This is a genomic window from Microbacterium dextranolyticum, assembly GCF_016907295.1.
GTDB classification, from domain to species: domain Bacteria; phylum Actinomycetota; class Actinomycetes; order Actinomycetales; family Microbacteriaceae; genus Microbacterium; species Microbacterium dextranolyticum.
In genome coordinates, this window is the sequence record NZ_JAFBBR010000001.1 from 2,435,963 (window position 1) to 2,461,864 (window position 25,902).

Annotated in this window: 17 protein-coding genes; 11 read left to right on the top strand and 6 right to left on the bottom strand. The window is 71.5% G+C overall.

The window, feature by feature from the left end; genetic code table 11:
• The first annotated feature begins 59 nt into the window (after positions 1-59).
• Both JOE64_RS11195 and JOE64_RS11200 read left to right on the top strand, forming a co-directional pair.
• On the top strand, positions 60-3,935 hold the full coding sequence (locus JOE64_RS11195) for a GH92 family glycosyl hydrolase (RefSeq protein ID WP_204964325.1): 3,876 nt from the start codon (positions 60-62) through the stop codon (positions 3,933-3,935).
• A 32-nt stretch (positions 3,936-3,967) separates the two neighbouring features.
• A complete protein-coding gene (locus tag JOE64_RS11200) occupies positions 3,968-7,780 on the top strand; it encodes a GH92 family glycosyl hydrolase (protein WP_204964326.1) in 3,813 nt (1,270 codons plus the stop codon).
• Positions 7,781-8,096: 316 nt separating this feature from the next.
• Here the strand turns inward: JOE64_RS11200 and JOE64_RS11205 are convergent, their stop codons facing one another.
• From JOE64_RS11205 to JOE64_RS11220, 4 genes are all read right to left on the bottom strand, one after another.
• On the bottom strand, positions 8,097-9,125 hold the full coding sequence (locus tag JOE64_RS11205) for a hypothetical protein (RefSeq protein WP_204964327.1): 1,029 nt from the start codon (positions 9,123-9,125) through the stop codon (positions 8,097-8,099).
• A gap of 11 nt (positions 9,126-9,136) precedes the next feature.
• Positions 9,137-10,399, bottom strand: a complete 1,263-nt coding sequence (locus tag JOE64_RS14820; RefSeq protein WP_204964328.1) for a sensor histidine kinase — start codon at positions 10,397-10,399, stop codon at positions 9,137-9,139.
• Positions 10,389-11,057, bottom strand: coding sequence for a response regulator transcription factor (locus tag JOE64_RS11215; protein ID WP_204964329.1), 669 nt, complete (start codon positions 11,055-11,057; stop codon positions 10,389-10,391). Before JOE64_RS11215 ends, JOE64_RS14820 begins: the two co-directional genes overlap by 11 nt.
• A gap of 87 nt (positions 11,058-11,144) precedes the next feature.
• The gene (locus JOE64_RS11220) at positions 11,145-12,509 is read right to left on the bottom strand and encodes a class I SAM-dependent RNA methyltransferase (RefSeq protein WP_204964330.1); all 1,365 of its coding nucleotides are present in this window, start codon (positions 12,507-12,509) and stop codon (positions 11,145-11,147) included.
• A 65-nt stretch (positions 12,510-12,574) separates the two neighbouring features.
• On the opposite strand from JOE64_RS11220, the gene JOE64_RS11225 reads away from it, so the two are divergent.
• The 3 genes from JOE64_RS11225 (at position 12,575) to JOE64_RS11235 (ending at position 15,707) form a co-directional block, all read left to right on the top strand.
• On the top strand, positions 12,575-13,222 hold the full coding sequence (locus JOE64_RS11225) for a Maf family protein (RefSeq protein ID WP_204964331.1): 648 nt from the start codon (positions 12,575-12,577) through the stop codon (positions 13,220-13,222).
• Positions 13,223-13,456: 234 nt separating this feature from the next.
• On the top strand, positions 13,457-15,250 hold the full coding sequence (locus JOE64_RS11230; RefSeq protein WP_204964332.1) for an acetyl/propionyl/methylcrotonyl-CoA carboxylase subunit alpha: 1,794 nt from the start codon (positions 13,457-13,459) through the stop codon (positions 15,248-15,250).
• A gap of 4 nt (positions 15,251-15,254) precedes the next feature.
• A complete protein-coding gene (locus JOE64_RS11235; protein ID WP_204964333.1) occupies positions 15,255-15,707 on the top strand; it encodes a hypothetical protein in 453 nt (150 codons plus the stop codon).
• Positions 15,708-15,761: 54 nt separating this feature from the next.
• On the opposite strand, the gene JOE64_RS11240 is transcribed toward JOE64_RS11235, so the two are convergent.
• Positions 15,762-17,213 (bottom strand): NAD(P)H-quinone dehydrogenase, encoded by a 1,452-nt coding sequence (locus JOE64_RS11240; RefSeq protein ID WP_204964334.1) that lies wholly within the window; start codon positions 17,211-17,213, stop codon positions 15,762-15,764.
• 96 nt (positions 17,214-17,309) lie between these two features.
• Here JOE64_RS11240 and JOE64_RS11245 point away from each other — a divergent pair, with 96 nt between their 5' ends.
• The 3 genes from JOE64_RS11245 to JOE64_RS11255 all read left to right on the top strand — a co-directional run bounded on the left by JOE64_RS11245 (position 17,310) and on the right by JOE64_RS11255 (position 21,391).
• The gene (locus JOE64_RS11245; protein WP_204964335.1) at positions 17,310-18,140 is read left to right on the top strand and encodes a purine-nucleoside phosphorylase; all 831 of its coding nucleotides are present in this window, start codon (positions 17,310-17,312) and stop codon (positions 18,138-18,140) included.
• Positions 18,137-19,858 (top strand): phospho-sugar mutase, encoded by a 1,722-nt coding sequence (locus tag JOE64_RS11250; protein ID WP_204964336.1) that lies wholly within the window; start codon positions 18,137-18,139, stop codon positions 19,856-19,858. The genes JOE64_RS11245 and JOE64_RS11250 overlap by 4 nt, the downstream gene beginning before the upstream one ends.
• Positions 19,859-20,806: 948 nt before the next feature.
• The gene (locus JOE64_RS11255) at positions 20,807-21,391 is read left to right on the top strand and encodes a GNAT family N-acetyltransferase (protein ID WP_204964337.1); all 585 of its coding nucleotides are present in this window, start codon (positions 20,807-20,809) and stop codon (positions 21,389-21,391) included.
• A gap of 108 nt (positions 21,392-21,499) precedes the next feature.
• On the opposite strand, the gene JOE64_RS11260 is transcribed toward JOE64_RS11255, so the two are convergent.
• Positions 21,500-23,398: a BglG family transcription antiterminator gene (locus JOE64_RS11260; protein ID WP_204965061.1), complete on the bottom strand. Its 1,899-nt coding sequence runs from the start codon at positions 23,396-23,398 to the stop codon at positions 21,500-21,502.
• A gap of 137 nt (positions 23,399-23,535) precedes the next feature.
• Here JOE64_RS11260 and JOE64_RS11265 point away from each other — a divergent pair, with 137 nt between their 5' ends.
• The 3 genes from JOE64_RS11265 to ptsP all read left to right on the top strand — a co-directional run bounded on the left by JOE64_RS11265 (position 23,536) and on the right by ptsP (position 25,884).
• Positions 23,536-23,886 (top strand): PTS sugar transporter subunit IIB, encoded by a 351-nt coding sequence (locus JOE64_RS11265; RefSeq protein ID WP_204964338.1) that lies wholly within the window; start codon positions 23,536-23,538, stop codon positions 23,884-23,886.
• Complete coding sequence (locus JOE64_RS11270; RefSeq protein ID WP_204964339.1) at positions 23,883-24,158, top strand: HPr family phosphocarrier protein; 276 nt, start codon at positions 23,883-23,885, stop codon at positions 24,156-24,158. The genes JOE64_RS11265 and JOE64_RS11270 overlap by 4 nt, the downstream gene beginning before the upstream one ends.
• A gap of 64 nt (positions 24,159-24,222) precedes the next feature.
• Positions 24,223-25,884: a phosphoenolpyruvate--protein phosphotransferase gene (ptsP, locus tag JOE64_RS11275; protein WP_204964340.1), complete on the top strand. Its 1,662-nt coding sequence runs from the start codon at positions 24,223-24,225 to the stop codon at positions 25,882-25,884.
• The last annotated feature ends 18 nt before the right edge of the window (positions 25,885-25,902 follow it).

The following is a 25,902-nucleotide window of genomic DNA, read 5'->3' on the forward strand; positions in this document are numbered from 1 at the left end:
TCTCACGTGTCGTCGTCGCCGACGATCCGAACCACTACATACGCACGAAGAGGTGTCCTGTGTCCTTCTCCCCTCCCGACGCGAGAACCCGGCGTCCCGCCGCGACTGTGGCCGCGACGCTCGCCGCCGCACTCGTCGCCCTGACGCTCTCCGCCGCACCGGCATCCCCTGCCGCAGCAGCGGACGCACCCGATTCGCTCACATCCCTCGTGAACCCCTTCATCGGTTCCAAGGACGACGGCAACACCTACCCGGGCGCGAGCATGCCGTTCGGGATGGTGCAGTTCTCGCCCGACAACGGTCACAACACCGGCTACAACTACGACAACTCGCGCATCCGCGGGTTCTCCCTCGTGCACCTCTCCGGCGTCGGATGCGGACTGGGCGGACTCTTCCCGGTCCTCCCGACCACCGGCATCCCCTCGAGCACCCGCTACGAGGACTACGCGCTGTCGTACAGCCACGACACCGAACAGGCCGCGCCGGGCTACTACCGCGTCGACCTGCAGGCCCCGGCCGGAGCGGTCCGTGCCGAGCTCAGCGCCACCGCCCACACCGCCGTGCAGCGCTACACGTTCCCCGCCACCTCGCAGGCGACGGTGCTGCTGAACCCCGGCCAGGCGCTCAACCGCGTGACGGCCTCGTCGGTGCACGTGATCGACGCGCGCACCGTGGAGACCGCCATCACCTCGCGCGGGTTCTGCCAGGACACCCAGCCGTTCACCGTGTACACGCGGACGACCTTCGACCGCGACATCGCCGCGTTCGGCACGTGGAACGGCGACAGCGTGTCCGCCGGCGCCGCTGCCGCCGACGGCGAGCGCACCGGCGCCTACGTGACCTTCGACACCACCGCCGACCGCGACGTCGAAGCCGTCACCTCGCTCAGCTACGTCGACGCTGACGGGGCTGCCGCCAACGCCTCGGCCGAAGCGACCAGCTTCGACACCGCTCGCTCCGCCGCGGATGTCGCGTGGGAGCAGCGTCTCGGCTCGGTGCGCGTTCCCACCACCGACGAGAACCGCGCGCGCATCTTCTATTCGGCGCTGTACCGCACCTTCCTCGCCCCGAACACCGGCACCGACGTCGATGGACGTTACCGCGGCTGGGACGGCAATATCCACACGGCCGACGGCTTCACCTACTACCAGAACTACTCGCTGTGGGACACCTACCGCACGCAGCAGCAGCTGCTCGCCCTTCTCGCCCCGCACGAGTCGCGCGACATGGCGATCTCGCTCGTGAAGCAGGGACAGCAGTTCGGCTGGCTGCCGCGCTGGGGCTACGGTCCCGTCGAGACGAATGTCATGACCGGCGACCCGGGAACGGCCTTCCTCGTCAGCGCGTGGAGCCAGGGACTGCTGCGCGGGTATGAGGAGGATGCCTACCAGGTCCTCCGCAACAACGCCGACAACATCCCGCCGGCATCCTCAGTGGCCAACGGCCGCGCGGGAAACCCGGAGTACCTCGCCTACGGCTACGTGCCGAACCAACCCGACGAGAACGGGCAGCCGGGCGACTACGACCTGCACCACGGTGGGTCCGCAACCCTCGAGTACGCACTCTCGGACGCCCTCCTGTCGACGATGGCCGCAGGGCTCGGGCACACCGACGACGCCGCGCGATACGCCCAGCGCGGTGAGAACTACCGCGCCGTCTTCGATCCGACGACGGGCAACTTCCGCCCGCGCGACCGCTCCGGCTTCTTCGTCGGCGACTCCGATCCCGCGCAGACGGTGGGCTTCCACGAGGGCACCGCACTGCAGTACCAGTGGCTCGCACCGCAGGATGTGCCCGGACTCATCGCCCTGCTCGGCGGCACCGACAAGACCCGTCAGCGCCTGGACGACTTCTTCGCCTACGACCGCGCCGTCGCCGACCCCTCGGGCACCGCGCACAACGTGTGGGTCAACGGCACATACTCCTACTACGGTCAGCGCACGTACAACCCGAACAACGAACCCGACCTCCACTCGCCGTACATCTACCAGTGGGTCGGGCAGCCGTGGAAGACGACCGATGTCGTCCGCGCCGCGCTGACGCTGTTCACCGACGGCCCGACCGGCGTCACCGGCAACGACGACCTCGGCACGATGTCGGCCTGGTACGTGCTGTCGGCGATGGGCATGTATCCGATCGTCCCGGGCAGCGACGTGTGGGGCCTGTCGACCCCCGCATTCTCGAGCGTCGACATCGCCCTCGACCAGAGCTGGTACGGCACGGATGCCCTGCACGTGCGGGCGCCGGGACTGACGGATGCCAACCGCTATGTGCAATCCGTGACGGCCGAGAACACCGCCGGACGCATCGACCGCAGCCACCTCACCGGCGCCGAGCTGACGAAGGCCGGCACGATCACCTTCGGTCTCGGCACCTCGCCGTCGTCGTGGGCGACCGGCGCCGACGCCGCACCGGCGGCCCTCGTGACGCCGGGCGCCGTCGCCCCGACGCTGCAGGCGCGGGCGACGCCGGCCCACGTCGCCGCCACCGCCGGCGGCAGCACGACTCTCTCGATCGACATCATCGCTCGCGCCGCAGACGCCGCGGAGGGCACGATCTCCGTGACCGGATCGGACGTGGTGACCTCCAGTGCCGGATCGGTCCAGTGGCGGATCGACTCGGGCGGACTGCCGGTCTCGCAGCGCATCCCCGTGCAGCTGTCGGTGAAGCCGGGCGTCGTCGCGGGGACCTACCCCGTCGCGGTCCAGGTCGCGGATGCCTCGGGCGCCTCCGTCGAGGTGACCACGAGCGTCGTGATCGCCGACTCGACGTGGCTGACATCGACGTTCGACAACACGGGCATCGGCGACGCACGTGCCGGCAACGCCGACTTCGACGGCGGCGGCTACTACCTGCTGCGTGACGCTCTGGCGCAGCAGGGCTACACGCAGGGCGCCGCGGGCGTCGTGGCGAACACGACACTCACCTTCGCCGCACCGGCGACGGCCCCGGGCTCACCCGACAACGTGCGCGCCAACGGCCAGACCCTGACCGTCCCCGACGCCTACCGACAGGCCCGCTCGCTGAGCCTCGTCGGCGCGGCGAACAACGGCGATTCGGGTGGCACGCTCACGATGACGTTCACCGACGGCACCACCTCCCAGGCATCCGCGATCCTCAGCGACTGGTGCACGCCGAACCCCGCACAGGGCAACGTCATCGTCGCCAAGGGCGGCCAGCGCGGTGATCGCACGAACAACCCGCAGAACATCGGGTGCGGGCTGTACGCGACGGCGCCGATCGACGTTACCGACGGCAAGACGCTCGCGTCGATCACCCTTCCGACCGCACCCAAGATGCACGTGTTCACGGTCGCTTTCGACGTGCCCAATCCGGTTGCCCCGACGCTGACGGCGGAGGTCGCTCCGTCCGCGCCGACGCCGGGCGCCGCGGTCACGATCACGGTGCGCACGACCCCCGCCGACGCGGTCGGAGAGCTCGTCCTCACCCGTGCCGACGGAGCGGACACCGCCGACACATCCACGCTGCGCGTCGCCTCGGCCACCGACACGGAGATCGCGCGCGTCCCCGTCGCCGACGGCGTCGGAACGTTCCAGGTCACCGCGACGACGACGGCGGCGCACTACCGGGTCGCCTTCGTCCCGTCCGACGCGACGAGGTTCGCGCCGTCCGCCCTCGGCTCCGACGTCATCGTGAAAGCCGTGGATCCCTCCGACGGCGGCAACACCGGTGGCGGCGACAACGGCGGAAACACCGGTGGCGGCGACAACGGCGGCGGGAGCACCGGTGGGAACACCGGCGGGGGAAGCACCGGCGGCGCCTCCCCCGCGCCGAGCGCGAGCGCCGCGGTCTCCGGCACGGGCCTGGCCCGCACCGGGGGCATCCTCGCCTGGGCTCTACTGCCGCTCGGAGCCGGCGCGATCGCCGTCGGCGCCGGCGTCATCGCCCGCCGCCGTCGCCGCCTCTCCGAATGACTCTCACCACACCGCAGGACAAGGAACAGCACATGACACCCCACCCCCGGGCATCCCGCCCCGAACCCCCCGTCAACAGGACCAGACGTCTGACAGCCGGCATGCTCGCCGCCGCACTCTGCGTGAGCGGAGTGCTGGCGAGCGCGACGTCGGCCGCCGCGGCAGAGCCCGACTGGGTGACCGACCCGGCCTCGCACGTCAACACGCTCGACGGCACGGGCATCGGCGGCGACGTCGTCGGCTCGATCAACAACTTCCCGGGAGCGACCGTCCCCTTCGGAATGGTCCAGTTCTCCCCCGACACCACGTCGACCTACGCCGGCTACCAGTACCACAACGACCGGATGACCGGGTTCAGCATGAACCACGCCTCCGCGGGCTGCAACGTGTTCGGCGACATCCCGATCCTTCCGTCGACGGGAGACATCGGGTCGAACCCGAAGAACGCGACCCAGCGGTACACGCACGACGGTGAGGTCGGCCGGCCCGGGTACTACTCGGTGCGCTTCGACGAGTCGAACATCGTCAACGAACTGACCGCGAGCGACCGCGTGGGACTCGCGCGCATCACCTATCCGACCGGCACTCCGGCGCAGTTCATGATCCGTCCCGGCGGATCCCTCGCCGGCAACAGCGCGGCGGATCTGAAGGTGATCGACTCGCGCACCGTACAGGGCTCGGCGACGACCGGGAACTTCTGCGGCAAGGGGAACACCTACCGGATCTACTTCCAACTGAGTTTCGATCACGACTTCACCGCTCACGGCACGTGGGATGACCGCGGCGTCTCCGCCGGATCGGACTCCGTATCGTCGGCGAGCGCAGGAGCGTACTTCACCTTCGCGCCCGGCACTGTGCTGCAGGCGAAGATGGCCGTCTCTTACGTGTCAGTGGACGGGGCAGCATCCAACATGGCGGCCGAAGCCCCGGGCTTCGACTTCGACGGCACCCGGACCCGCGCGTACGACCGATGGAGTGACGCCCTCTCCCGTGTGCAGGTCGCCGGGGGCACCGACCAGGATCTGCGCGGGTTCTACACGGGGCTGTACCGATCACTCCTCCACCCCAACCTCTTCGACGACGCCGACGGACGCTACATCGGGTTCGACGGGCAGATCCATCAGGTGGCATCCGGCCGTCATCAGTACGCGAACTTCTCCGACTGGGACACCTACCGCACGCTCATCCCGCTGCAGACGATGCTCTTCCCCGACGTCGCCTCCGACATGGCGCAGTCCCTCGTCCTCGACGCCGACCAGTCCGGCTCTCTGCCCCGATGGCCGGTCGCCAACTCCGCCACCGGCCAGATGACCGGCGACAGCGTCACTGCCCTCATCGGTCAGATCCACGCCTTCGGCGGCACGGACTTCGACGCTGAGGCCGCATTGGGCTACATGGTCAACGCGGCGGACAACGGCGGAACGGGGCTGCGCGGTTACGTGCAGCGCCCGGGCGCTGCGATCTACAACGAGCGCCAGTACGCGCCCCAGGTCGAAGCCTTCCGCGGAGACCACCAGATCGTCGGCGCGTCGGTCAGCCTCGAATGGTCGGTGGACGACTTCACCGTGAGCCGCCTCGCCGCCTCGCTCGGCGACTCCGACATCGCGAGCCGCTTCCAGCAGCGCTCGAACTACTGGCAGAACCTCTTCGACCCCGCGCAGAACGCAATCGCCCCGCGCGCAGCGGACGGATCCTTCCTCAGCGTGGCGGAGCAGGGCTCGGGCTTCGGCGAAGCCGGTTTCGATGAGGGCAACGCCGAGCAGTACCTCTGGATGGTGCCCCAGAACATCACCGGTCTCGCCTCTGCTCTCGGCGGACGCGACGCCGCCGCTCAGCGGCTCGATGCATTCACATCGAAGACGTTGAACTCCGGCACCAAAGTGCCCTATCTGTGGGCGGGCAACGAGCCGAACTTCCTCGTGCCGTGGATCTACAACTACCTCGGCCAGCCGTGGAAGACGCAGGCACTCGTCGATCGGATCCGCCACGAGCTCTTTTCGCCGGGACCGGATGGGGCTCCCGGCAACGACGACCTGGGCGCGATGTCGTCGTGGTACGTCTGGGCGACGCTGGGCCTTGTTCCGGCGACCCCCGGAACATCGGTGCTGACGCTGAACACGCCGACATTCGATCATGTCCGGATGTCGCTGGGCGACGGCAAGTCGCTGCGGATCGATGCCCCCGGAGCCGGCTCCGGCGCGCGCTACATCTCCGGACTGGCGGTCGACGGCGCGCCCCTCGAGAGCACCGCCCTGCCCGAATCGCTCGCCCGCGACGGTGGCACGGTGCAACTCACGCTCAGCACGCAGCCCGACACCGCCTGGGCGACCGCTCCCGCGGCCGCACCGCCCGCGTTCGGCGAGGGCGGCACCGGCTTCGCGGTGGCGCCGGCAACGTCGCTCGTCCCGCTCGCACCGGGCACCTCGGGTTCCGTGCACCTGTTCGCGCGCGCCTTCGACCCGTCGATCACCTCGGTCGATGTCGCGGTGGCCTCGTCGCAGAACGGCGTGACCGCGACCGCCTCGCCGCTCACCCCGGCGGCGAACGGCTCTCTCACGGGCGCGCTCTCCCTGGCGGTCGGCAAGAACGTGCCCGACGGCTTCTACCCCGTGACCCTCACCGCGACGGCGGGCACGGTGGTGCGCACCCAGACCGTGACCGTCCAGGTCGCCGCCGAGGGAGGGTTCGCCCGCGCGGCGAACCTCATCGGCACATCGACGCAGGACACCCGCGGAGGCGCGAACTTCGACAACGCCGGCAACAGCTACGCGCGTGAAGAGCTCGCCAAGGCGGGGCTGACCCCCGGTGCGGAGTTCGCCGTGGGCAGCCTGCACGCGACGTGGCCCGGCAGCCCCGCCGGCACGCCCGACACCGTCCGTCCCACCGGGCAGACGATCACGGTGCCGAACAGCCCCACGACGATCTCGTTCGTCGGAGCCGCTCGCGACGGCGGCGCCCAGGTGCAGGCGAAGGTGACGCTGGACAACGGTGACACCGTGCAGGTGCCGCTGGCGCTGGGCGACTGGGTGATCCCCTCACCGAACGGTCAGCCCGTGTACGGCAACTCGATCGTGGCGCACCAGGACCTGCGGCACTCGGGTCCGACGGGCGTGCAGGGTTCGTACGTCTACGCGACTGCGCCCTACACCGCCCCGTCGGGTCGGACGATCGTGAGCGTCACGCTGCCGGCCGACGGCGACGGGAACCGGCTGCGGCTGTTCGCCATCGCGAGCGACGGCGTCGCCCCGCAGCCGCAGACGACGACCCTGACGGCGGTCCCCGCGCAGACCAGCGTGCCCGACGGAACGCCGGTCTCGGTCACCGTCACCGTCACCCCCGAGGCGGAGGGCACCGTCACCGTGTCGGAGGACGGGGGCAGCGCCGCGCGTGCCGCCGGGCCCACCCCGGTCGCGCTCGTGGACGGCTCGGCACAGGTCACCGTGACACCGACGGGTGTGGGCGTGCACACGTACCGCGCGGTCTTCACCCCGGCCGATCCGACGTCGTTCACCGAGTCGTCCACGACGTTCTCGATCACAGTCACCGCAGCGCCCGACAACGGTGGCGGCAACACCGGTGGCGGCAACACCGGCGGCGGGAACACGGGCGGCGGGAACACCGGCGGCGGCGACCAGGGCACGGGCGCGGGGACGGGCGGCGGCGCGTCGATCTCGCCGAGCGCGAGCCCGGCCGGCTCGGCAGACGCGAACCGTCTCGGCGCCACGGGCGGCGATGTCCAGGGGGCCGCTCTCACCGGGGCCGCGGCTCTGCTGCTGATGGCGCTCGGCGCGGGTCTGCTGCGCCGTCGTCGTCGAACGGAGGGCTCCGCTCGCTCGAGCCGCTGAGCTGACGAGAACCCGCCGTGCGCCGACAGCCGTCGCGCACGGCGGGTTTCTTGTCCCCCAAAATACCTACAGACATCCCTTTCCCGACCGGCCAGACTGAAGGAGCTGGAACGCTTCTGCGTTCGGTGCACCGCGCGTCAGCGTGACCGCACCATCGCGGGTCGGTTTTCGGGTAACCGACTCGCACGGCGAGGGGCGGGCGGCTTCGCCGCCCCTCGCCTCCTCTTCTTCCGGGGTCGCGTCTCTGACCGACGCACCGCCCCGCTGCTCGCGCTGCGTCTGCCGCTTCTGTTGCTGCTGCGACTCCGCGTCCGCCTCAGTCGTCAGCCGGCCTGCGGAACTCGTGCCAGAGGTCGACGATGTCCTCACCCTCGCCCTGCGCCGACCTCCCGACGACGGTCACCGCGATCTCGTCGTGTCGAGCGGCCCGGATGTAGAGCCGCTGCGAGACCGACTCGGAGATCAGCCGGGCGAGCTCCGCACGCAGCATCGCCCTCTCCTCCGACGACAGCACGTCGAGGCCGCCCTCGTCGAGCACCGAGACCGACGCGCCGCGCTCCCGTGCCGCGGACAGCGCCCGACGCACCTCGTCATCGAGCAGCCCTGCGCCACGCAGTTCGTCGCGCAGGGTTCCTTCTGCAATGCCCGCCAGGTGCCGCTCGGCGTCATCGAGTCGCCCGGCGGTCTCGATCGTGCGCGCGAGGACGGGGCCGGCGACGGCGAGGGCGCGCTGGATCTGGGTGCGACGCTCGCGGCGCACGCCCTCCTGCGAGGCAAGCCACTGCGACGCCTCGCGCTGCAGCTCCTCGAGGCGAGCCGTGTCGTGGGCGGCCCGGTCGACGAGCCACGAGATCAATTGAGCCAACCCCACCCAGAGGATCGCCCCCACCACGCCGCGGGCCAGCGCCGCGGGCATCCCGATCCACGCCGCCGCAGCGAGCGCCGCCAGCGCGACACCGCTCCACGCCACCCACGGTCGGCGACGCACCATCACGATGGCCATGAGCGCGCCGACGGCGCCGAGACTCCACGTCGCGTAGTTGGCGAGCCGCGCGCTCTCCCCCGCCGCCACCCAGCTCGCGGATGGAACGATGGCCGCGACGGCGAGCGCGAGGACGGCAGCCCATCCCGGCAGGAGCGAGCGTTCGCCGAGCGGGCGCATCGCGGACTCGGGTCGCTCGACGGGATGGACCTGCCAGAAGATGCACACCCACGTCGTCACCAGGTAGAACGCCACGGCGGTGACCTGCAGCAGCCAGTACGCGGGAGGAGAGGTCCACAGCAGCGCAGCGGCGGCGAGATAGGCGGTGAACGCCACGCCGAGCCCCGACAGCACGCTGCGCATGCCGACGGCCCTCACGGTCGCCTCCACTCGAGACGGATCGTGGTGCCATCCGGTCCGGTCTGCACGCGGGCCCGTCCGCCCGCGGCGGCCATGCGGGCGACGATCGATCCGCGGATGCCGAGGCGGTCATCCTGCACATCGGCCGGGTCGAATCCGTCACCGGTGTCCGACACGCGCACCGCGATCGTGCGCGTGTCGTCGCGCACGCGCACGGCGAGACCTCGCGCACCGGCATGCTGCACGGCGTTCGCGATCGCCTGCGTCGCAGCCAGCACGATCGCATGCGCGACCCTCCCCGGCAGGGGCGGCGCGTCGCGGGCGATCCGGGCGTCGACCGAGATCGCAATACCGATCTCCGTCGCGTTGCGCTCGATCCCTGTGACGATGGATGCCACGGACTCCGGCGCATCCGGGCCCTCGCTGACGTCGCGCTCGGCGTTGGCCAGGCGGGTCAGGGCCTCGCGCGCCATCGCGACGGCGAGCGCTTCTTCGCGTGGACTGGACGCACGCTCGGCGGCGATGAGAGCGGCGAGCACGCTGTCGTGCATCAGCGCCGCCACCGCGACGCGCTCCTTCTCCACGGCGTCCGCCGCAGCCGCCGTCGCGTACGAATCCACCGCGGCGCACCGCGTGGCATCCGTCTGGACGGCGACCGAGCGCAGCATCCACCCCAGTGAGACGATGACGCCCGCGAGAATGATCGCGAACACGGCATCCAGAACGACCACTCCGATGATCGCCGTGCGCTCCGCGGCGGAGGCCGGGCCGAGCACCGGCTCGAGCTGCGCGACGCGGACGATCCCGTAGAGAAGAGGGATGCCGAAGGCCCAGACGATCTGCCCCACCAGGCGGAACGCGGGCACGGCCGCCGCGGTCGCGACGTTGATGAGATACCAGATCCACGGGTGCACGACAGGATCCGGCTCGATGCCGTGCGTCGCGAAGGGCCACGCCACGAAGACCCCGACCAGCACGATCGCGCACACGCGGCTCGCGACACGGCCGCCGACCCCTGCGGCGAGCAGCAGGATCATCGCCGCCAGCGGGACGAAGGCCGCCGCCATCAGAGCGACGTGCCAGAGATCGGACTCCTGCCGCGAGCCGAGGGCGTTGAGGAGTGCCTGGGTGCCGAGGACGGCGCAGCCGATGGCGATGACGAGCGAAACGATCCGCTCCACCCGCGTCTGCGTGAAGCGGTCGGCGCCTGCCTCGACGTCGCCGAGCGGGGCGCGCGCCGCCGGGTCGGTCGCGATCGGCGGGGAGTCAGCGATCACCGGCGTCGTCACCGCGGTCGTGTACGACCAGACCGTCTTCCATGGCCCGCCGCAGCAGATCGACCTTCGTCGGTGCGGGGCGTCCGACCTCGACGTACTTCACGCGCACTCGCGTGATGTTCTCCTTGGCCGTCGAGTAGGCGACGCCCAGGCGCTCGGCCACCGACTTCAGCGGAAGGCCCGCCGCGTACAGCCGCAGCACGTCGCGTTCGCGCGCCGACAGCTGAGCGTCGGCGAACTCGCGGTCGCCGTCGACGGCGTGGGCCCACTCGAGGTTCTCGAGCGGCTCTCCGCGCGCAATGGTGCGGATCGCCGACATGACCTCGGCGGTCGCCGATGACTTGCTGATGACCCCGGTCGCACCCGCGGCGAGCGCCTCGCGAACGGTCGCCGGCCGGTCGGCGACGCTGTGGATGAGCACGGGCGAGCCGTCGGCGACGATGCGCTGCACGTTCTCGGTCACCGTGGCGCCGTCGCCGAGCATGAGGTCGAGGACGACGACGTCGACGGGCGGGGCCTGGGTCGCGGCGCGCCAGTCGAGATAGCCGCGCACCGTGCTGCCCGAGAACACCACGTCTTTCGTGCCGGAGCGAGCGCACGCCGCTTCCAGCCCGAGCCGCACGGACTCGTGATCATCGATGAGAGCCACGCGCGTCATGCGGTCAGCCTATCCGCCGCGATGGCGGCGGTGCCGGCGCTCGACTCCCCGTGACGTGTGGTGGCTCGGTCGAGCGGCCGCGGGCGATCAGCCGTCGGCGCGGCTGAGCACGGCGACCGCCTCGATGTGGTGCGAGTGCGGGAACAGATCGAACGCGTCGATGCGGCGCGGCTCGTAGCCGTGCGCACGGAACGTGCCGAGGTCGCGGGCAAGGGCCACGGGGTCGCAGGCGACGTAGACGACGGATGCCGGGGACAGTTCGGCGATCCGGTCGACGACCTCGCGGCCCGCTCCGGCGCGCGGCGGATCGAGCAGGACGACGCCTCGCGAGAGTCGGGCCCGGTCGGCCGCTCCCGCCTGGGCGAGAAGACGGGCGAGGTAGCGGTCGGTGCGCGCGGTCTCGGCGCGGGCGCCGACCCACTCGGCGAGGTTCTCGCCGGCGTGCTCCGTGGCCCGGGCATCCGTTTCGACCGTCGTCACGCGCGTCGATGCTCCCCCCGCCTCGGCGATCGTGGCGGCGAACAGCCCCACGCCGCCGTAGAGGTCGAGGTGCTGGGCGCCCGGATCCACCCCGCCGGTCGCGTCGAGCGCGGAGCGCACGGCGGCGGTGAGGGTCGAGGCGGCCAGACGGTGCACCTGCCAGAATCCGCCGGCGTCGACGACGAACCGGCGCTCGCCCGCAGGCCCCGCCACGCTCTCGGCGACCATCTCGCGGGCGGTCGGGTCTTCGGCGGGGCGGGGCGCACGCACCGGGCGCGCCCCCCGTGCGCCGCGGCGTCCGGCTGCACCCCGCGGCCCGGAGGCCTCTCGCTCGCGCGCCGGCGGATCGGGACGGACGATGACCCGGACGGCGCCGTCGGCGGGCTGCACGAGGTCGACGCGCCCCGGCGCGAACCCCTCGAGTCCGCGCGCGACCTCTTCGATCGCCGCGGTCGCCAGCGGCAGGTCGGGCGTCGCCACGACACGGTGGCTGCGCGCCGCGAAAGGACCGACCCGTCCGGCGTCGTCGACGTGCAGGCTGACGCGCGTGCGCCACCGCAGCGCATCGGATGCCTCGGCCTCGCCCGGCGCCGCGGCGGGCGACATCGTGGTGTCGGGTGTTGCGATGCCGCCGAATCTGCGCAGCGCGTCGTCGAGCACGCGCTTCTTCAGAACGCGCTGCTCGTCGAGGGCGATGTGACCGAAGTCGGCGCCGCCCGGCCGATCCGACGGCGGCACGGTCACGTCCGCCGCGTTCCACACGTGCGGGCGGCGGTGCGGCGAGGCATCCATCACCTCGACGACATCGGCACGCCAGAACGCGGACTTGCTCGTGTCGGTGAGCTCGGCGCGCACCCGCTCACCGGGGATCGCCCCCTCGACGAACACGACGCGGCCGTCGTGGCGGGCGACGAACACGCCGCCGTGGGCGACGTCGGTGACGTCGAGGTCGATCAGGTCACCGGCATCCATCCCTCCACGCTAGCCGTAGCCGACCCGGCCGCGGCACCGCACGCCCGGCCCCGTACCCTGGGGGCATGCGCGTGTGCCTGGCCTCCACCTCTCCCGCCCGCCTCATGCTGCTGCGGCAGTCCGGCATCGAACCCGAGACGCGCTCGCCCGAGGTCGACGAAGAGGCGGTCATCGCCGCCGTCGAGGCACACGAAGCGCGCACCCTTGCTCCCGACGAGCACGTCCTGCTGCTCGCACGCCGCAAGGCGGCCGACGTCGCGGCCGCCGTCGCCGTCGACGACCCCGACTTCGACGGCATCGTGATCGGCGGCGACTCGATGTTCGCGCTCGGCGACGAGATCCTCGGCAAGCCGTACACGGCCGACGTCGCGACCGAGCGGTGGCGGGCGATGCGCGGACGCACCGGTGTGCTGCACTCCGGGCACAGCGTCTTCCGGCTCGCGCCGGGAACCCCCGCCCGCGAAGCGCACGCCGTCGCCGAGGCATCCGTATCGTTCGCGGCCGATGTGACGGATGCCGAGATCGCCGCCTACGTCGCGACCGGAGAGCCACTGCTGGTCGCCGGTGCGTTCACCGTGGACAGCCTCGGCGGAGCGTTCATCGAGCGGGTCGAGGGCGACCCGTCGACCGTCGTCGGCATGTCGCTGTCGACCGTGCGGCGCCTGTGCGCCGAGCTCGGCGTCGTCTGGACCGACCTCTGGACCCGGGCCTGACCCCCCCTCGCCCGGCGGGCGCCCCGCGGCATCCGCCCCGCCCCGCCGACGCCGAGCGCCCCGCCGACGCCGAGACCGCGATCGTGCGTCGAGACCGCGCATCCGAGTCACGGTCTCGACGCGAAAACGCGGTCTCGGCGAGCAACCGCGTCGTAGACTCCCGCACACGATTCCGGAGTGATCTTGTGCGAGTGATCCAAATCCCACCCCGCCGGACTCGCTAGGCTGGCATCCATGCCTCGCCCCCAGGACACGCTCGCGCGCCCACAGATCACCAAAGTGCTCGTCGCCAACCGCGGCGAGATCGCCGTCCGGGTGATCCGCGCCGCCCGCGACTCGGGCCGCGCGTCGGTCGCCGTCTACGCCGACCAGGACCGCGACGCGATGCACGCGAAGCTCGCCGACGAGGCGTATGCCCTCGGCGGCGCGACGAGTGCCGACACCTACCTGTCGATCGAGAAGATCCTCTCCGTCGCCCGCCGCTCGGGCGCCGATGCCGTGCACCCGGGCTACGGCTTCCTCGCCGAGAACGCCGACTTCGCCCGCGCCGTCATCGACGCGGGGATGGTCTGGATCGGCCCCGCCCCCGAGGCGATCGAATCACTCGGCGACAAGGTCACCGCGCGCGCTGTGGCCGAGAAGGTCGGCGCGCCGCTCGCCCCCGGAACCCCGGGTCCTGTCGCGGGCGCCGACGAGGTCGTCGCCTTCGCCGAGCAGGTCGGCCTGCCGATCGCGATCAAGGCGGCCTACGGCGGCGGCGGCCGCGGCCTCAAGGTCGCGCGCGAACTGGGCGAGGTCGCCGAGCTGTTCGAGTCCGCCACCCGCGAGGCGGTCGCCGCCTTCGGCCGCGGCGAGTGCTTCGTCGAGAAGTACCTCGACAAGCCGCGCCACGTCGAGACGCAGTGCCTCGCGGATGCCGCGGGCACCGTCGTCATCGTGTCGACGCGCGACTGCTCGCTGCAGCGGCGCCACCAGAAGCTCGTCGAGGAAGCGCCGGCCCCCTTCCTCACCGAAGAGCAGACCCGCACTCTGTACGACTCGTCGAAGGCGATCCTGCGCGAGGTCGGCTACGTCGGCGCGGGAACGTGCGAGTTCCTCATCGGTGCCGACGGCACCATCTCCTTCCTCGAGGTCAACACACGCCTGCAGGTCGAGCACCCGGTCTCCGAAGAGGTCACCGGCATCGACCTGGTGCGCGAGCAGTTCCGGCTCGCCGAGGGCGGCCTCCTCGACTACGACGACCCGACGCCCACGGGCCACTCGATCGAGTTCCGCATCAACGGCGAAGACCCCGGTCGGGGCTTTCTGCCGCAGCCCGGCCGCATCCACCAGTTCAAGACGTTCGGGGGCCCGGGTATTCGCCTCGACTCCGGCGTGACCGCCGGCGACAGCGTCTCGGGCGCCTTCGACTCGCTGCTCGGCAAGCTCATCGTCACCGGCCGCGACCGCGAAGAGGCCCTCGAGCGCTCGCGTCGCGCTCTCGACGAGTTCGAGGTCTCGGGCATGCCGACGGTGCTGCCCTTCCACCGCAAGGTCGTGCGCGACCCCGCCTTCACCGCCGAGGACGGCCACTTCGGCGTGTTCACGCGGTGGATCGAGACCGAATTCGTGAACGACATCCCCGCGTGGGACGGCGAGGCCGAGTCGCCCGCCGAGCCCGAGGCGCGCCACACGGTCGTCGTCGAGGTCTCGGGCAAGCGTCTCGAGGTCAGCCTGCCCGACCGCGTCGCCGCACCGGCGAAGGGGATCGGGCGCCCCGCAGCCGCTCCCCCATCGCGCCGCTCGCATGCGCCGTCCGCCAACGCCGGCGCATCGGGAGACGCCGTCAAGGCTCCGATGCAGGCGACGATCGTCAAAGTCGCCGTCGCCGAGGGACAACAGGTCGTCAAGGGCGATCTCGTCGTCGTGCTCGAGGCGATGAAGATGGAGCAGCCGCTGCAGGCCCACAAGGACGGCGTCGTGACCGCGATCGACGCGACCCCCGGTACGACCGTGTCGGCCGGTCACCAGCTGCTCACGATCTCCTGACGCCGTGGACTCTCGCGCCCGTCGCACCACGATCATCGCGGCATCCGTCGCGCCGCTGCTGCTGCTCGCCGGCTGCGCCACAGGCCCGACCGACGCGGATCGCGCCGGCTGGCAGGAGTGGTTCCAGGGCATCTCGGCAGCGGCCGGCGGAACGTCGGCGGCGGGCATGCTGTCCACCTCCGACGACCCTGCGGAAGGCGTCACGGCGGACTTCGCCGCCCCGGGGCACTACACCTCGGTCGAACTGCGCTGCATCGGCGCGGATCGGGCGCAGTTCTCGCTGACCTACCGCACTGCGTCGGGCGAGACGTCTGTGACCCAAGAGATCGTCTGCCACGGCGGCGCGCCGCTGACCCCCATCGCCATCCCCACGGGCGCGCAGGACCTCGTCTCGTTCACGGCGCGGGCGAGCTCGCCCGACGGCGCGGGTGCGTGGGTCGCGATCCCGCAGCACTGACGCATCGCCGAGGAATGCCGGGTCCGCTCGCCTCTCGAGGATGAACGCCGTCGCTCAGCCGAAGAAGTCGTCGTCGCGGTTGACCTGGTGCATGGCCCGCGTGGCATCCGTGATCGACGCCGTCAGCGATGGGAAGACCGCGAACACGCGCGAGACCTGGTCGACCGTGAGGCGGCGCTCGACGGCGATCGCGATCGGGTAGATGAGCTCCGATGCGCGCGGCGCGACGATGACGCCGCCGATGACGGTGCCCGACCCCTCACGGGCGATGATCTTCACGAAGCCGTCGGTGATGCCCATCATCTTCGCCCGCGCGTTGGCGGCGAGCGGCAGCTTGTGCACGTAACCGTTGATCGCGCCGGTCTCGATGTCGCGCTCCTGACGGCCCACCGTCGCGATCTCGGGCGCCGTGAAGATGTTCGCCGTGATGCGGCGGCGCTCGAGGGGGATCACCGTGTCGCCGAGCGCATGGAAGATCGCGGTGCGACCCTGCATCGACGCGACGGATGCCAGGGGCACGAACGTCGTGCAGTCGCCAGCCGCGTACACGTTCGGCACCGACGTGCGGGCGACCCGGTTGACGCGGATGTGACCGGACTCGGTGAGCTCCACCCCGGCCTCGGCGAGGCCGATGTCGGCGGTGTTGGGGATCGACCCCACCGCGAGCAGGCAATGGCTGCCCTCGACGGTCCGCCCGTCCGAGAGCGTGGCGATCACCCGGTCGCCGTCGCGGACGACGCTCTCGGCACGCGCCTTCGACAGCACCGTCATCCCCCCGCGGCGGAAAACCTTCTCGATGACGACGGCCGCGTCGTGGTCTTCGCCGGGCAGCACCTGGTCACGGGAGGAGATCAGCGTCACCTTCGCGCCGAGGTTCATGTAGGCCGAGGCGAACTCGGCGCCGGTGACGCCCGAGCCGACGACGATGAGGTGCTCGGGGAGCGCCCGCATGTCGTAGAGCTGAGTCCAGGTGAGGATGCGCTCCCCGTCGGGGCGGGCGCTCGGGAGCACCCGCGGCGACGCGCCGACCGCGACGACGAGGGTGTCGGCCTCGATGCGGTCGAAGTCCGTCCCGCCCGGACCCGTCGCGACGACGACCGAATGCGCGTCGTCGAGGCGTCCGTGGCCCGATACGATGCGCACGCCCGCGTCGACGAGCTGGCCGCGCATGTCGTCGGACTGCTGGCGGGCGAGGGAGAGCAGCCGCTTGTTGACGGCGGCGAGGTTGATCGCCACCTGGGGCTTCAGGGGCCTCCCGCTCTCGCCCTTGGCGAAGAACTCGACACCCAGATCGGATGCCTCGGAGATCGCCACGGCGGCGTCGGCGGTTGCGATCAGGCTCTTGGACGGCACGACGTCGGTGATGACCGCCGCACCGCCGACGCCGGCGCGCTCGACGAGGGTCACCTCGGCGCCCAGCTGGGCCGCGGCGAGCGCCGCCTCGTAGCCTCCGGGGCCGCCACCAAGGACGGCGACGGACTGGGAATGGACGAAGCTCACCGACATGCGTCCATTGTCTCAGGACGCTCCGCCCCGCCGACGCCGGAGGCCGCACGGGTGTTCGCTCTCGCTCCGGACGCACGGTGTTCCTAGAGTGGGACCATGGCCGAGTACTCCAACCCCCTCGACGACCCCGCGGTCGACCCGTTCGAGATCGCCGCACAGGCGGCATCCGACATCGCCCGTCTGACCGGCGTCGACCACCACGACATCGCCCTCACCCTCGGAAGCGGGTGGGGCAAAGCCGCCGACCTCATCGGCGAGACGACGGCCACGATCCCCGCGACCGAGGTGACCGGTTTCAGTGCGCCCGCCCTCGCCGGGCACGTGGGTTCGCTGCGGAGCGTGCTCACCCCGACGGGAAAGCGCGTCCTCGTCATCGGCGCGCGCACGCACTACTACGAGAACCACGGCGTGCGCCGGGTCGTCCACAGCGTGCGCACCGCCGCCGCGACGGGCGCCACCACGATGGTGCTCACCAACGGGGCGGGCGGCATCAAGGAATCCTGGACCCCGGGCACGCCCGTCCTCATCAGCGACCACATCAACCTCACCGCGGACTCGCCGCTCGAGGGCGCGACCTTCGTCGACCTCACCGACCTGTACTCGTCGCGCCTGCGCGACATCGCGCGCACGATCGACCCGAGCCTCGACGAGGGCGTCTACTGCCAGTTCCGCGGGCCCCACTACGAGACTCCCGCCGAGGTGCAGATGGCGAGGATCATCGGCGGCCACATCGTCGGCATGTCCACCGCCCTCGAGGCGATCGCGGCCCGCCAGGCGGGCATGGAGATCCTCGGGTTCTCACTCATCACGAACCTCGCGGCGGGCATCCAGAAGACCCCGCTCAGCCACGCCGAGGTCATCGAGGCAGGCCAGGCCGCCGAACCGGTCATCTCCGCCCTCCTCGCCCGCGTGATCGAGGCGCTGTGAGCGAGGCGGCGGGAACGGATGCCGAGGCTGTGCTCGATGCGGCACGCGCCTGGCTTGCACAGGACCCGGACGAGGCGACCCGTGCCGAGCTCGCTCCGCTGATCGATGCCGCCGCGGCCGGCGACGACGAGGCATCCGCCGACCTCGTCGACCGATTCGGAACGCGACTCGCGTTCGGCACGGCGGGGCTGCGCGGCCGGCTCGGCGCCGGCAGCAACCGCATGAACCGCGTGCTCGTGTCGCAGGCGGCGGCGGGCTTCGCCGCCTACCTCCGCGAGAAGGCGGGCGCGGATGCCGCGCCGATCGTCGTCATCGGCTACGACGGTCGGCGGAACTCGGACGTCTTCGCGCGGGATTCCGCCGAGCTGTTCGCGGGAGCGGGCCTGCGCGCCGTGCTCCTGCCCCGGATGCTCCCCACTCCCGTGCTCGCCTTCGCCGTCCGTCACCTCGACGCGGCTGCGGGGGTCATGGTCACCGCGTCGCACAACCCGCCCGACGACAACGGTTACAAGGTGTACCTCGGCGGGGCGGACGAGGGGTCGCAGATCGTGGCCCCCGCCGACGCGGAGATCGCGGCGCACATCGACCGGGTCGCCGCCGCGGCATCCGTCGCCGATCTGCCCCGCGGCGAGTACGAGCTCGCCGACGAGAGCGTCGTCGAGGCGTACATCGCCGCGACGGCGACCGTCGCCCCCGCACCGGCGGGAGCGGCCGGGATGACCTGGGTGTACACCGCGATGCACGGCGTGGGATATGAGACGCTGAGCGCGATCCTGCGGGCCGCGGGTTACCCGCAGCCCGTCGTCGTGGAGCAGCAGATCGAGCCGGACGGTCGGTTCCCGACGGTCGCGTTCCCGAACCCCGAAGAGCCGGGCGCGATGGACCTGTCGTTCGCCACAGCGCGGGAGGCGGGGGCGGAGTTCGTGCTCGCGAACGATCCCGATGCCGATCGGCTCGCGGTCGCGATCCCCGATGACGCGGCCGACGGCGGCTGGCGACGACTCACCGGCAACGAGATCGGTCTGCTGCTCGGGTGGCGCGCGGCGCAGCGCGCCACGGCGGGGCAGACTGCCGCGGCCGGGTCGGGTGGCGCGGTTCCGTCGCTCGCGTGCTCGCTCGTCTCCTCCCCCGGGCTGCAGGCTGTCGCGGAGCACTACGGGCTCGCCTTCCACTCGACCCTCACGGGCTTCAAATGGATCTCGCGGGCGCCGGGCATCGTGTTCGGGTTCGAAGAGGCGCTCGGCTATCTCGTCAACCCGGAGACGGTGCGCGACAAGGACGGGGTCTCGGCGGCGGTCGCGATGCTGGGCCTGATCGCGGAGGCCCGCGAGCAGGGGCTCACCCTCGCCGACCTCCTGGCGCAGTTCGCCGAGACATTCGGGTTCTTCCAGTCCGGCCAGGTCTCGTTGCGGGTCGAGGACGTGTCGATCATCGCGCGGATCATGGCGGCGCTCCGGGCCGCGCCGCCCGCACAGGTCGGTGAGGTCGCCGTCGAGCGGATCGATGACCTGCTCACCGGCGCCGACGGGTTCCCTCCGGGCGACGTGCTGCGGCTGTGGCTCGCCGACGGATCGCGCCTCATCGTCCGCCCGAGCGGCACCGAGCCGAAGCTCAAGGCGTACCTCGACGTACGGGGAACCTCTGCCGCCGACGCGGCCGCCCGGCTCGCCGCCCTCGACGCCGGCACCCGCGCCCTCATCGCCGCCGCCCCAGCCTGACCCGCGTCGGCCCGCCGCCCCCGGGCTGACCGGCGGGTCGGCGGGTCGGGTGGTCGGCTGATAGGCGCGCCGGCGGGACGGGGGTCGACGCGCCGGCTGGGGCTCCCTTGTCCCACTTTCCGCAGGGCATGTCCCACTTTCCGCAGGGCATGTCCCAGAATCTGTCGTTCGGGCATCCCCTGAACAGCATCTATTGGGACACGGTCACCGGTCGCACGAACCAGCGCACCCGCCAGCGCACCGCGACACCGGATGCTGCGCAGCCTTGAGAGGGCAGCCCCGCTCTCGCCACACGGGGGATGCCCCGGCGCCAGCGCCGACCATGTCCCACTTTCTGCAGCACATGTCCCAGAATCTGTCGTTCGGGCATCCCCTGAACAGCACCAATTGGGACACGGTCGCCGGTCGCACGAACCAGCGCACTCACCGGCGCTCCCCGGCCCCGGATGCTCCGCAGGCTCGACAGGTTAGCCCCGCTCCCGCCGCATGGTGGGTGCCCCGGCGCCAGCGCCGACCATGTCCCACTTTCCGCAGCACATGTCCCACTTTCTGCAGCACATGTCCCAGAATCTGTCGTTCGGGCATCCCCTGAACAGCACTAATTGGGACACGGATAGCACTTACTGGGACACGAACAGCACTTATTGGGACACGGCCGCTCGCAGCACGGCTTCCGAGCGATGGATGCCGGGAGAGCCGCCCCACAGACTACAGAAGGATGCCGCGCAGTCTGCACCTCCGACCAGAACACCCCGGAACACCCCGCGCAGTCTGCACCTCAGCCCAGAACACCCCGGAACACCCCGCGCAGTCTGCACCTCAGCCCAGAACGCCTCCAGAACCCCCCGCTCCGGGCCGGAGAGACACCCCGCGCCGGGCCGAACGGGGAACGGAGGCTGGCGACCGAGGCGGGCGGCGACGAGCGACCGCCGGGCATACGCTGAGGGAGTGCTGCTGATCGATCCCGTCGTCCTCGAGAACTCGTTCGTGCGCCTCGAACCGCTCGCCCATGATCACGCGGACGAGCTGCGGACAGCGCGCGAAGGCCTCGACTACGCGTGGTACACCTCGGTTCCGGCATCCGTGCCCGACGAGATCGAACACCGGCTCGCCGAGCGCGATGCGGGGCGGATGAACCCGTTCGCCGTCGTGGTGGGTGGCCACGCCGTCGGCATGACGACGTTCTGCTCGATCGACCTCGACACGCCGCGCGTCGAGGTCGGCTACACCTGGCTGTCGCCGTCGGTCCAGCGCACCGGTGTCAACACCGCCGCGAAGCTGCTGATCCTCGGGCATGCCTTCGAGGCGTGCGACGTCGCCGCCGTGCAGCTGTGCACGCACTGGCACAACCGTCAGTCGAGGGCCGCGATCGAACGGCTCGGCGCGCGCCAGGACGGTGTGCTGCGCGCGCATCGCCGCAGCCCCGACGGGTCGTTGCGCGACACCGTCGTGTTCTCGATCCTCGCGCACGAGTGGCCGGGCGTGAAGCACGGCCTCGAAGCGCGGCTCACGCGCGACACTCCCCGCTCCTGACGCCCCTGTCCCCACGGCACCACACACGCCACGCCGCTGAGACCCCACACACCTGACGGCACCACGGTCCCGTGCCGAGCGCACAATGCGGGACACGACCCCAGGTGTTCAGCCGTCGACGACAGCCACGAGCTCGTCGAGGAAGGCACCGAACTCCGTGCCGCGACGTACGATCCGCTGCACGCTCTCGCGCTCGCTGAAGACCTCGACGAGCTGCTCGAACACGGTCTGGAACGCCTCACGGTCGCTCGCCGAGAACGCCACCATCGCGATCACCTGCACGCGCCCCTCGCCCCACGCGATCGACGGGTCGGCGATCGCGACAGCGATGGACGTCCGGGTCGCCGTCATCCCCAGAGCGTGCGGCACGGCGAACGCGTCGGTGAACGCGGTCGACGAGAGCCGCTCGCGCTCCAACGTCCGCTCGACGTAGTCGTCGTCGATGACGCCCTGGGCCACCAGCCTCCCCCCGAGCGCGCGGATCACCGTCTCGGGCGTCGCGTCGCCGGGCACCCGTCCGATGAACGCGTCGGGTGAGAAGTACCGGCCGAGCTCGTCGCGCAGCCGGGCGAGCCGGCGCCCGCGCCGCACCCGTCCCGCCGCGCTCTGCACCCGCTCGATGTCGCTCTCGGTGAGGAACGGCTGCACGCGGACGATCCGATCGGACAGCACCGCCGGATCGATCGTCGTCAGGATGAGGTCGGTGCCGATGGCATCCCAGTCCGGATCCGCGCGCGTCTCGACGCCGACGACATCGACCGCCTGCCCGAGCGAACGGTCGACGCTCGATCGCAGCAGCTCGTGCAGCTCGTAGTACCCGGGGCAGACGATCGTCGCCGTCAGCACCGAGCTGCCCCGCCGGCTGCGCTCGAGCCGTCCGCCGACATGCATGGCGATGTAGGCGATCTCATCGTCCATGAGCGGGATGCCGAGCAGCCCCCGCAACCCGTCGGCGATGAAGACCGCAACCTCGAAGATCATCGGGTACGTCGCCTTGAGCGAGCGTGTGAGCGGATTCCGTGACCACGCCTGCTCGCGCGCACGCAGACGCAGGTTCTGCACGTGCAGGGCGAGACGGGTGGTGAAGTCCTCGTGGTCGATGTCGACCAGGAACGCGACGGCCGCGCGGTGCACGACGTCGCGGACCGCCGCTTCGACCTCGGTCTCGAGTCGGGAACGGATGACGGATGCCGGCTCGCCCGCCCCGGGCGCGACGACCCGGCTCAGCACGAGCGCCGCGAGGTGGCGCCGGTCCCCCGCCCCGAGCCGCACACCGAGGTGCTCGGCGCAGAGCCGATCGACGAGCACACCGACCTGATCCTGCGCCTCGGTCGACGCCGTCTCGCTCGTCAGATCGAGGGCACGGCCGTGCGCGACCCGATCGGCGGTGATGGCGATGTGCAGCATGACGTCGCCGATGCCGAACTCGTTGACGAAGTAGCCGAGCGCGCCGAGCCCCGATACGAGGTCGGCCTTGAACGGCCCGAAGGCCTCCGCGCCGATCGAGTCCTCACCGAGCGTGCGGCGCACGGCCTGCAGATCGAACGCCCCCTCGTCGGTCTCCTGATGCACGAGCGTCGACAGCAGCCGGCGCTGCGCCATCTCGGTTCCGCGCAGGCGCGCGCGCGAGGCCGTGCGCTCGAGCACGAGTCCGCTGCCACCCAGGAGGGCGCGCACACGCCCCAGGTCGCTCTCGAGGGTCGCGGGGCTCACGTGGAAGCCTTCCGCCGCCTCGAACACGTCGATGCCGTCCGAGGATGCCAGCAGCGCCCGCACCAGATGGTGCACCCGCTCGCGCGGTGTGTCGGTGTTCACGGCGGCATGGAGGGCGGCGGCGGCATCCGCGCCCGCCCGGTACCCCAGCGGGCCCGACTCGACGACGACGCCGCCCGCGACGCGGGCGTTCAGGGCGGTGACGTAGCTGCGGATGCTGCGGGGGGTGACTCCGACGATGTCGGCGAGCTCGCCGGCGGTGACCCACTCGCCCTCGCGCACCAGTACGGACATGACCCGGTCCTGGCGCGCTCTGCTCACCTGACCAGTCAATCACGCGGGAGCGCGGGGGTTTCCGCCCCTGCGGAAACGAGAGTGGTTGTCCCGCCCGGGAAGGGTCATAAGAATGGCGAGAGTAAGGAGGCGGATCGATGAGGATCCTCGTGGTGTGCGGCGCGGGAGCGTCGAGCACATTCGTGGCGCAACGTGTGCGACATGCCGCTCAGGCGGCGGGCCGCCCCGTCAGCGCGGTCGCCGGCACGCAGTTGTCGCTGCCGATCGACCTGGATGCCGCGGATGTCGTGCTCGTCGGACCCCACCTGCATGACGCGCTGGACCGCATCCGTCACGAAGCGTCGCTGCGCGGCGCGATCGTCGTCGCCCTCCCCCCCGACATCTTCACCGACCTGGACGGCACCCGCACGCTCGCGCTCGTGGATGCCGCCATGGTCGATTCCGCCCCGCCACAGACCGACATCGCCTCAGAGAGGAGCCCGTCATGACCGAAGTGACGCGCACCATCCGCATCGGTTCGTCGAACGGACTGCACGCCCGTCCGGCGAAGCTGTTCGCCCAGGCCGCGAAGGACTCAGGCCTCGCGGTGACCATCTCCAAGGGCGCCGGCGCGCCCGTCAACGCCGCGAGCATCCTCGGTGTCATCTCCCTCGGCGCGGAGAAGGGCGACTACGTCACCCTGACCGCCGTCGGCGAGAACGCCGCGAGCCTCATGGACGAGCTCGCCGAGCTGCTCACGACCGATCACGACGAAGCCTGACCTCGACAGCTGCCCGGCAGCGCACCAGCACCACAGCACCAGCACCACAAGGAGTGAGACGGATATGACCGAACTGCGCGGAGTGGGTATCGGACTCGGCGTCGCCCAGGGCCCGGTGGCCCGGATGGCCGAGCCGCTGCCGGCACCCGAAGACGCCCCCAGCACCCTGACCCCCGCCGACGAGCTCGCTCGTGTGCGCGAGGCGGTCGCCGCCGTCGCCCGCGAGCTCGAAGAGCGCGGGTCGAAGGCGGGCGGCATGGCTCGCGAGGTGCTCGAAGCGCAGGCCATGATGGCGGAGGACCCGTCGCTGGACCAGGAGGTCTCGACCCGGGTCGAGGCCGGCAAGACCGGCGAGTTCGCCGTCTATTCGGCCTTCGCCAGCTTCCGCGACACCCTCGCCGCCATGGGCGGCTATCTCGGCGAGCGCGCCGCCGACCTCGACGACGTCGCGCAGCGCGTGATCGCGCGCCTGCGCGGCCTCCCAGCGCCGGGCGTGCCCGACCCGGGGCATCCGTTCGTCCTCGTCGCCAAGGACCTCGCTCCCGCCGACACGGCGCTCCTCGATCTCGACAAGGTGCTCGCCCTGGTCACGACCGACGGCGGCCCGACCTCGCACACCGCGATCCTCGCTCGCGAGAAGTCGATCGTCGCGATCGTCGGCGCAGCCGCCGCGAAGGATCTGACCGACGGCGAGACGGTGATCGTGGATGCCGCGAAGGGCGTCGTCACCACCGAGCCGACCGAGGACGAGCTGACCCAGGCGCAGAACCGCGCCGACGCGCGTGCGGCGGCGGCATCCGCCCCGCTCACCCCGGGCGCGCTCAAAGACGGCTCCGCCGTGCCGCTGCTGGCGAACCTCGGCAAGCCGGGCGGCGCGGCCGAGGCCGTCGCCCTGGGCGCCGAGGGCGTGGGTCTGTTCCGCACCGAGTTCCTGTTCCTCTCGGCGACCCAGGCTCCGACCGTCGAGGAGCAGACGGCGTCGTACACCGAGCTGCTCCAGGCGTTCCCCGGCAAGAAGGTGGTCGTCCGCGCACTCGACGCGGGCGCCGACAAGCCGCTCGCCTTCCTCAACGACGCCCACGAGGACAACCCCGCCCTGGGTCTGCGCGGACTGCGCGCGCTGCGCGCGAGCGAAGACATCCTGCGCGAGCAGCTGACCGCCCTCGCCAACGCCGACAAGGCCACCGAGGCCGACCTCTGGGTCATGGCCCCGATGGTCGCGACCGTCGAGGAGACCGAGTACTTCGTCGCCCTCGCCCGCGAGTACGGCATCAAGACGGCCGGCGTCATGGTCGAGGTCCCCTCGGCCGCCCTCATGGCCGATCGCGTGCTGGCCGAAGCCGACTTCGCCTCGATCGGCACGAACGACCTGACCCAGTACACCATGGCCGCCGACCGCCTGCTCGGCTCGGTCGCCTCGTATCAGGACCCGTGGCACCCGGCCGTCCTCCGTCTCATCAAGGCCACCGCCGACGGCGGCAAGGCCAATGGCAAGCCGGTCGGCATCTGCGGCGAGGCCGCAGCCGACCCGCTGCTGGCGGTCGTGCTGGTGGGCCTGGGCGCGACCACCCTGTCGATGGCGCCCACGGCCCTCGCAGATGTGCGCGCGTCGCTGCTGCAGTACACCCGCGACGATGCCGAGCGCATCGCCGCGGCCGCTCTCGCCGCGGACGACGCGGCATCCGCACGCGCTGCAGCACAGGCTGCGGCCGAACACGTCGCCTAACCCGCGGCACACCTGAAG

Excerpts from the sequence above, each read along its gene's own strand:
- JOE64_RS11200 (WP_204964326.1), top strand. The coding sequence starts at position 3,968 with ATGACACCCCACCCCCGGGCATCCCGCCCCGAACCCCCCGTCAACAGG.
- JOE64_RS11205 (WP_204964327.1), bottom strand. The coding sequence starts at position 9,125 with ATGCGCAGCGTGCTGTCGGGGCTCGGCGTGGCGTTCACCGCCTATCTC.
- JOE64_RS11215 (WP_204964329.1), bottom strand. The coding sequence starts at position 11,057 with ATGACGCGCGTGGCTCTCATCGATGATCACGAGTCCGTGCGGCTCGGG.
- JOE64_RS11220 (WP_204964330.1), bottom strand. The coding sequence starts at position 12,509 with ATGGATGCCGGTGACCTGATCGACCTCGACGTCACCGACGTCGCCCAC.
- JOE64_RS11225 (WP_204964331.1), top strand. The coding sequence starts at position 12,575 with ATGCGCGTGTGCCTGGCCTCCACCTCTCCCGCCCGCCTCATGCTGCTG.
- JOE64_RS11230 (WP_204964332.1), top strand. The coding sequence starts at position 13,457 with ATGCCTCGCCCCCAGGACACGCTCGCGCGCCCACAGATCACCAAAGTG.
- JOE64_RS11240 (WP_204964334.1), bottom strand. The coding sequence starts at position 17,213 with ATGTCGGTGAGCTTCGTCCATTCCCAGTCCGTCGCCGTCCTTGGTGGC.
- JOE64_RS11245 (WP_204964335.1), top strand. The coding sequence starts at position 17,310 with ATGGCCGAGTACTCCAACCCCCTCGACGACCCCGCGGTCGACCCGTTC.
- JOE64_RS11260 (WP_204965061.1), bottom strand. The coding sequence starts at position 23,398 with ATGTCCGTACTGGTGCGCGAGGGCGAGTGGGTCACCGCCGGCGAGCTC.
- JOE64_RS11265 (WP_204964338.1), top strand. The coding sequence starts at position 23,536 with ATGAGGATCCTCGTGGTGTGCGGCGCGGGAGCGTCGAGCACATTCGTG.
- JOE64_RS11270 (WP_204964339.1), top strand. The coding sequence starts at position 23,883 with ATGACCGAAGTGACGCGCACCATCCGCATCGGTTCGTCGAACGGACTG.
- ptsP (WP_204964340.1), top strand. The coding sequence starts at position 24,223 with ATGACCGAACTGCGCGGAGTGGGTATCGGACTCGGCGTCGCCCAGGGC.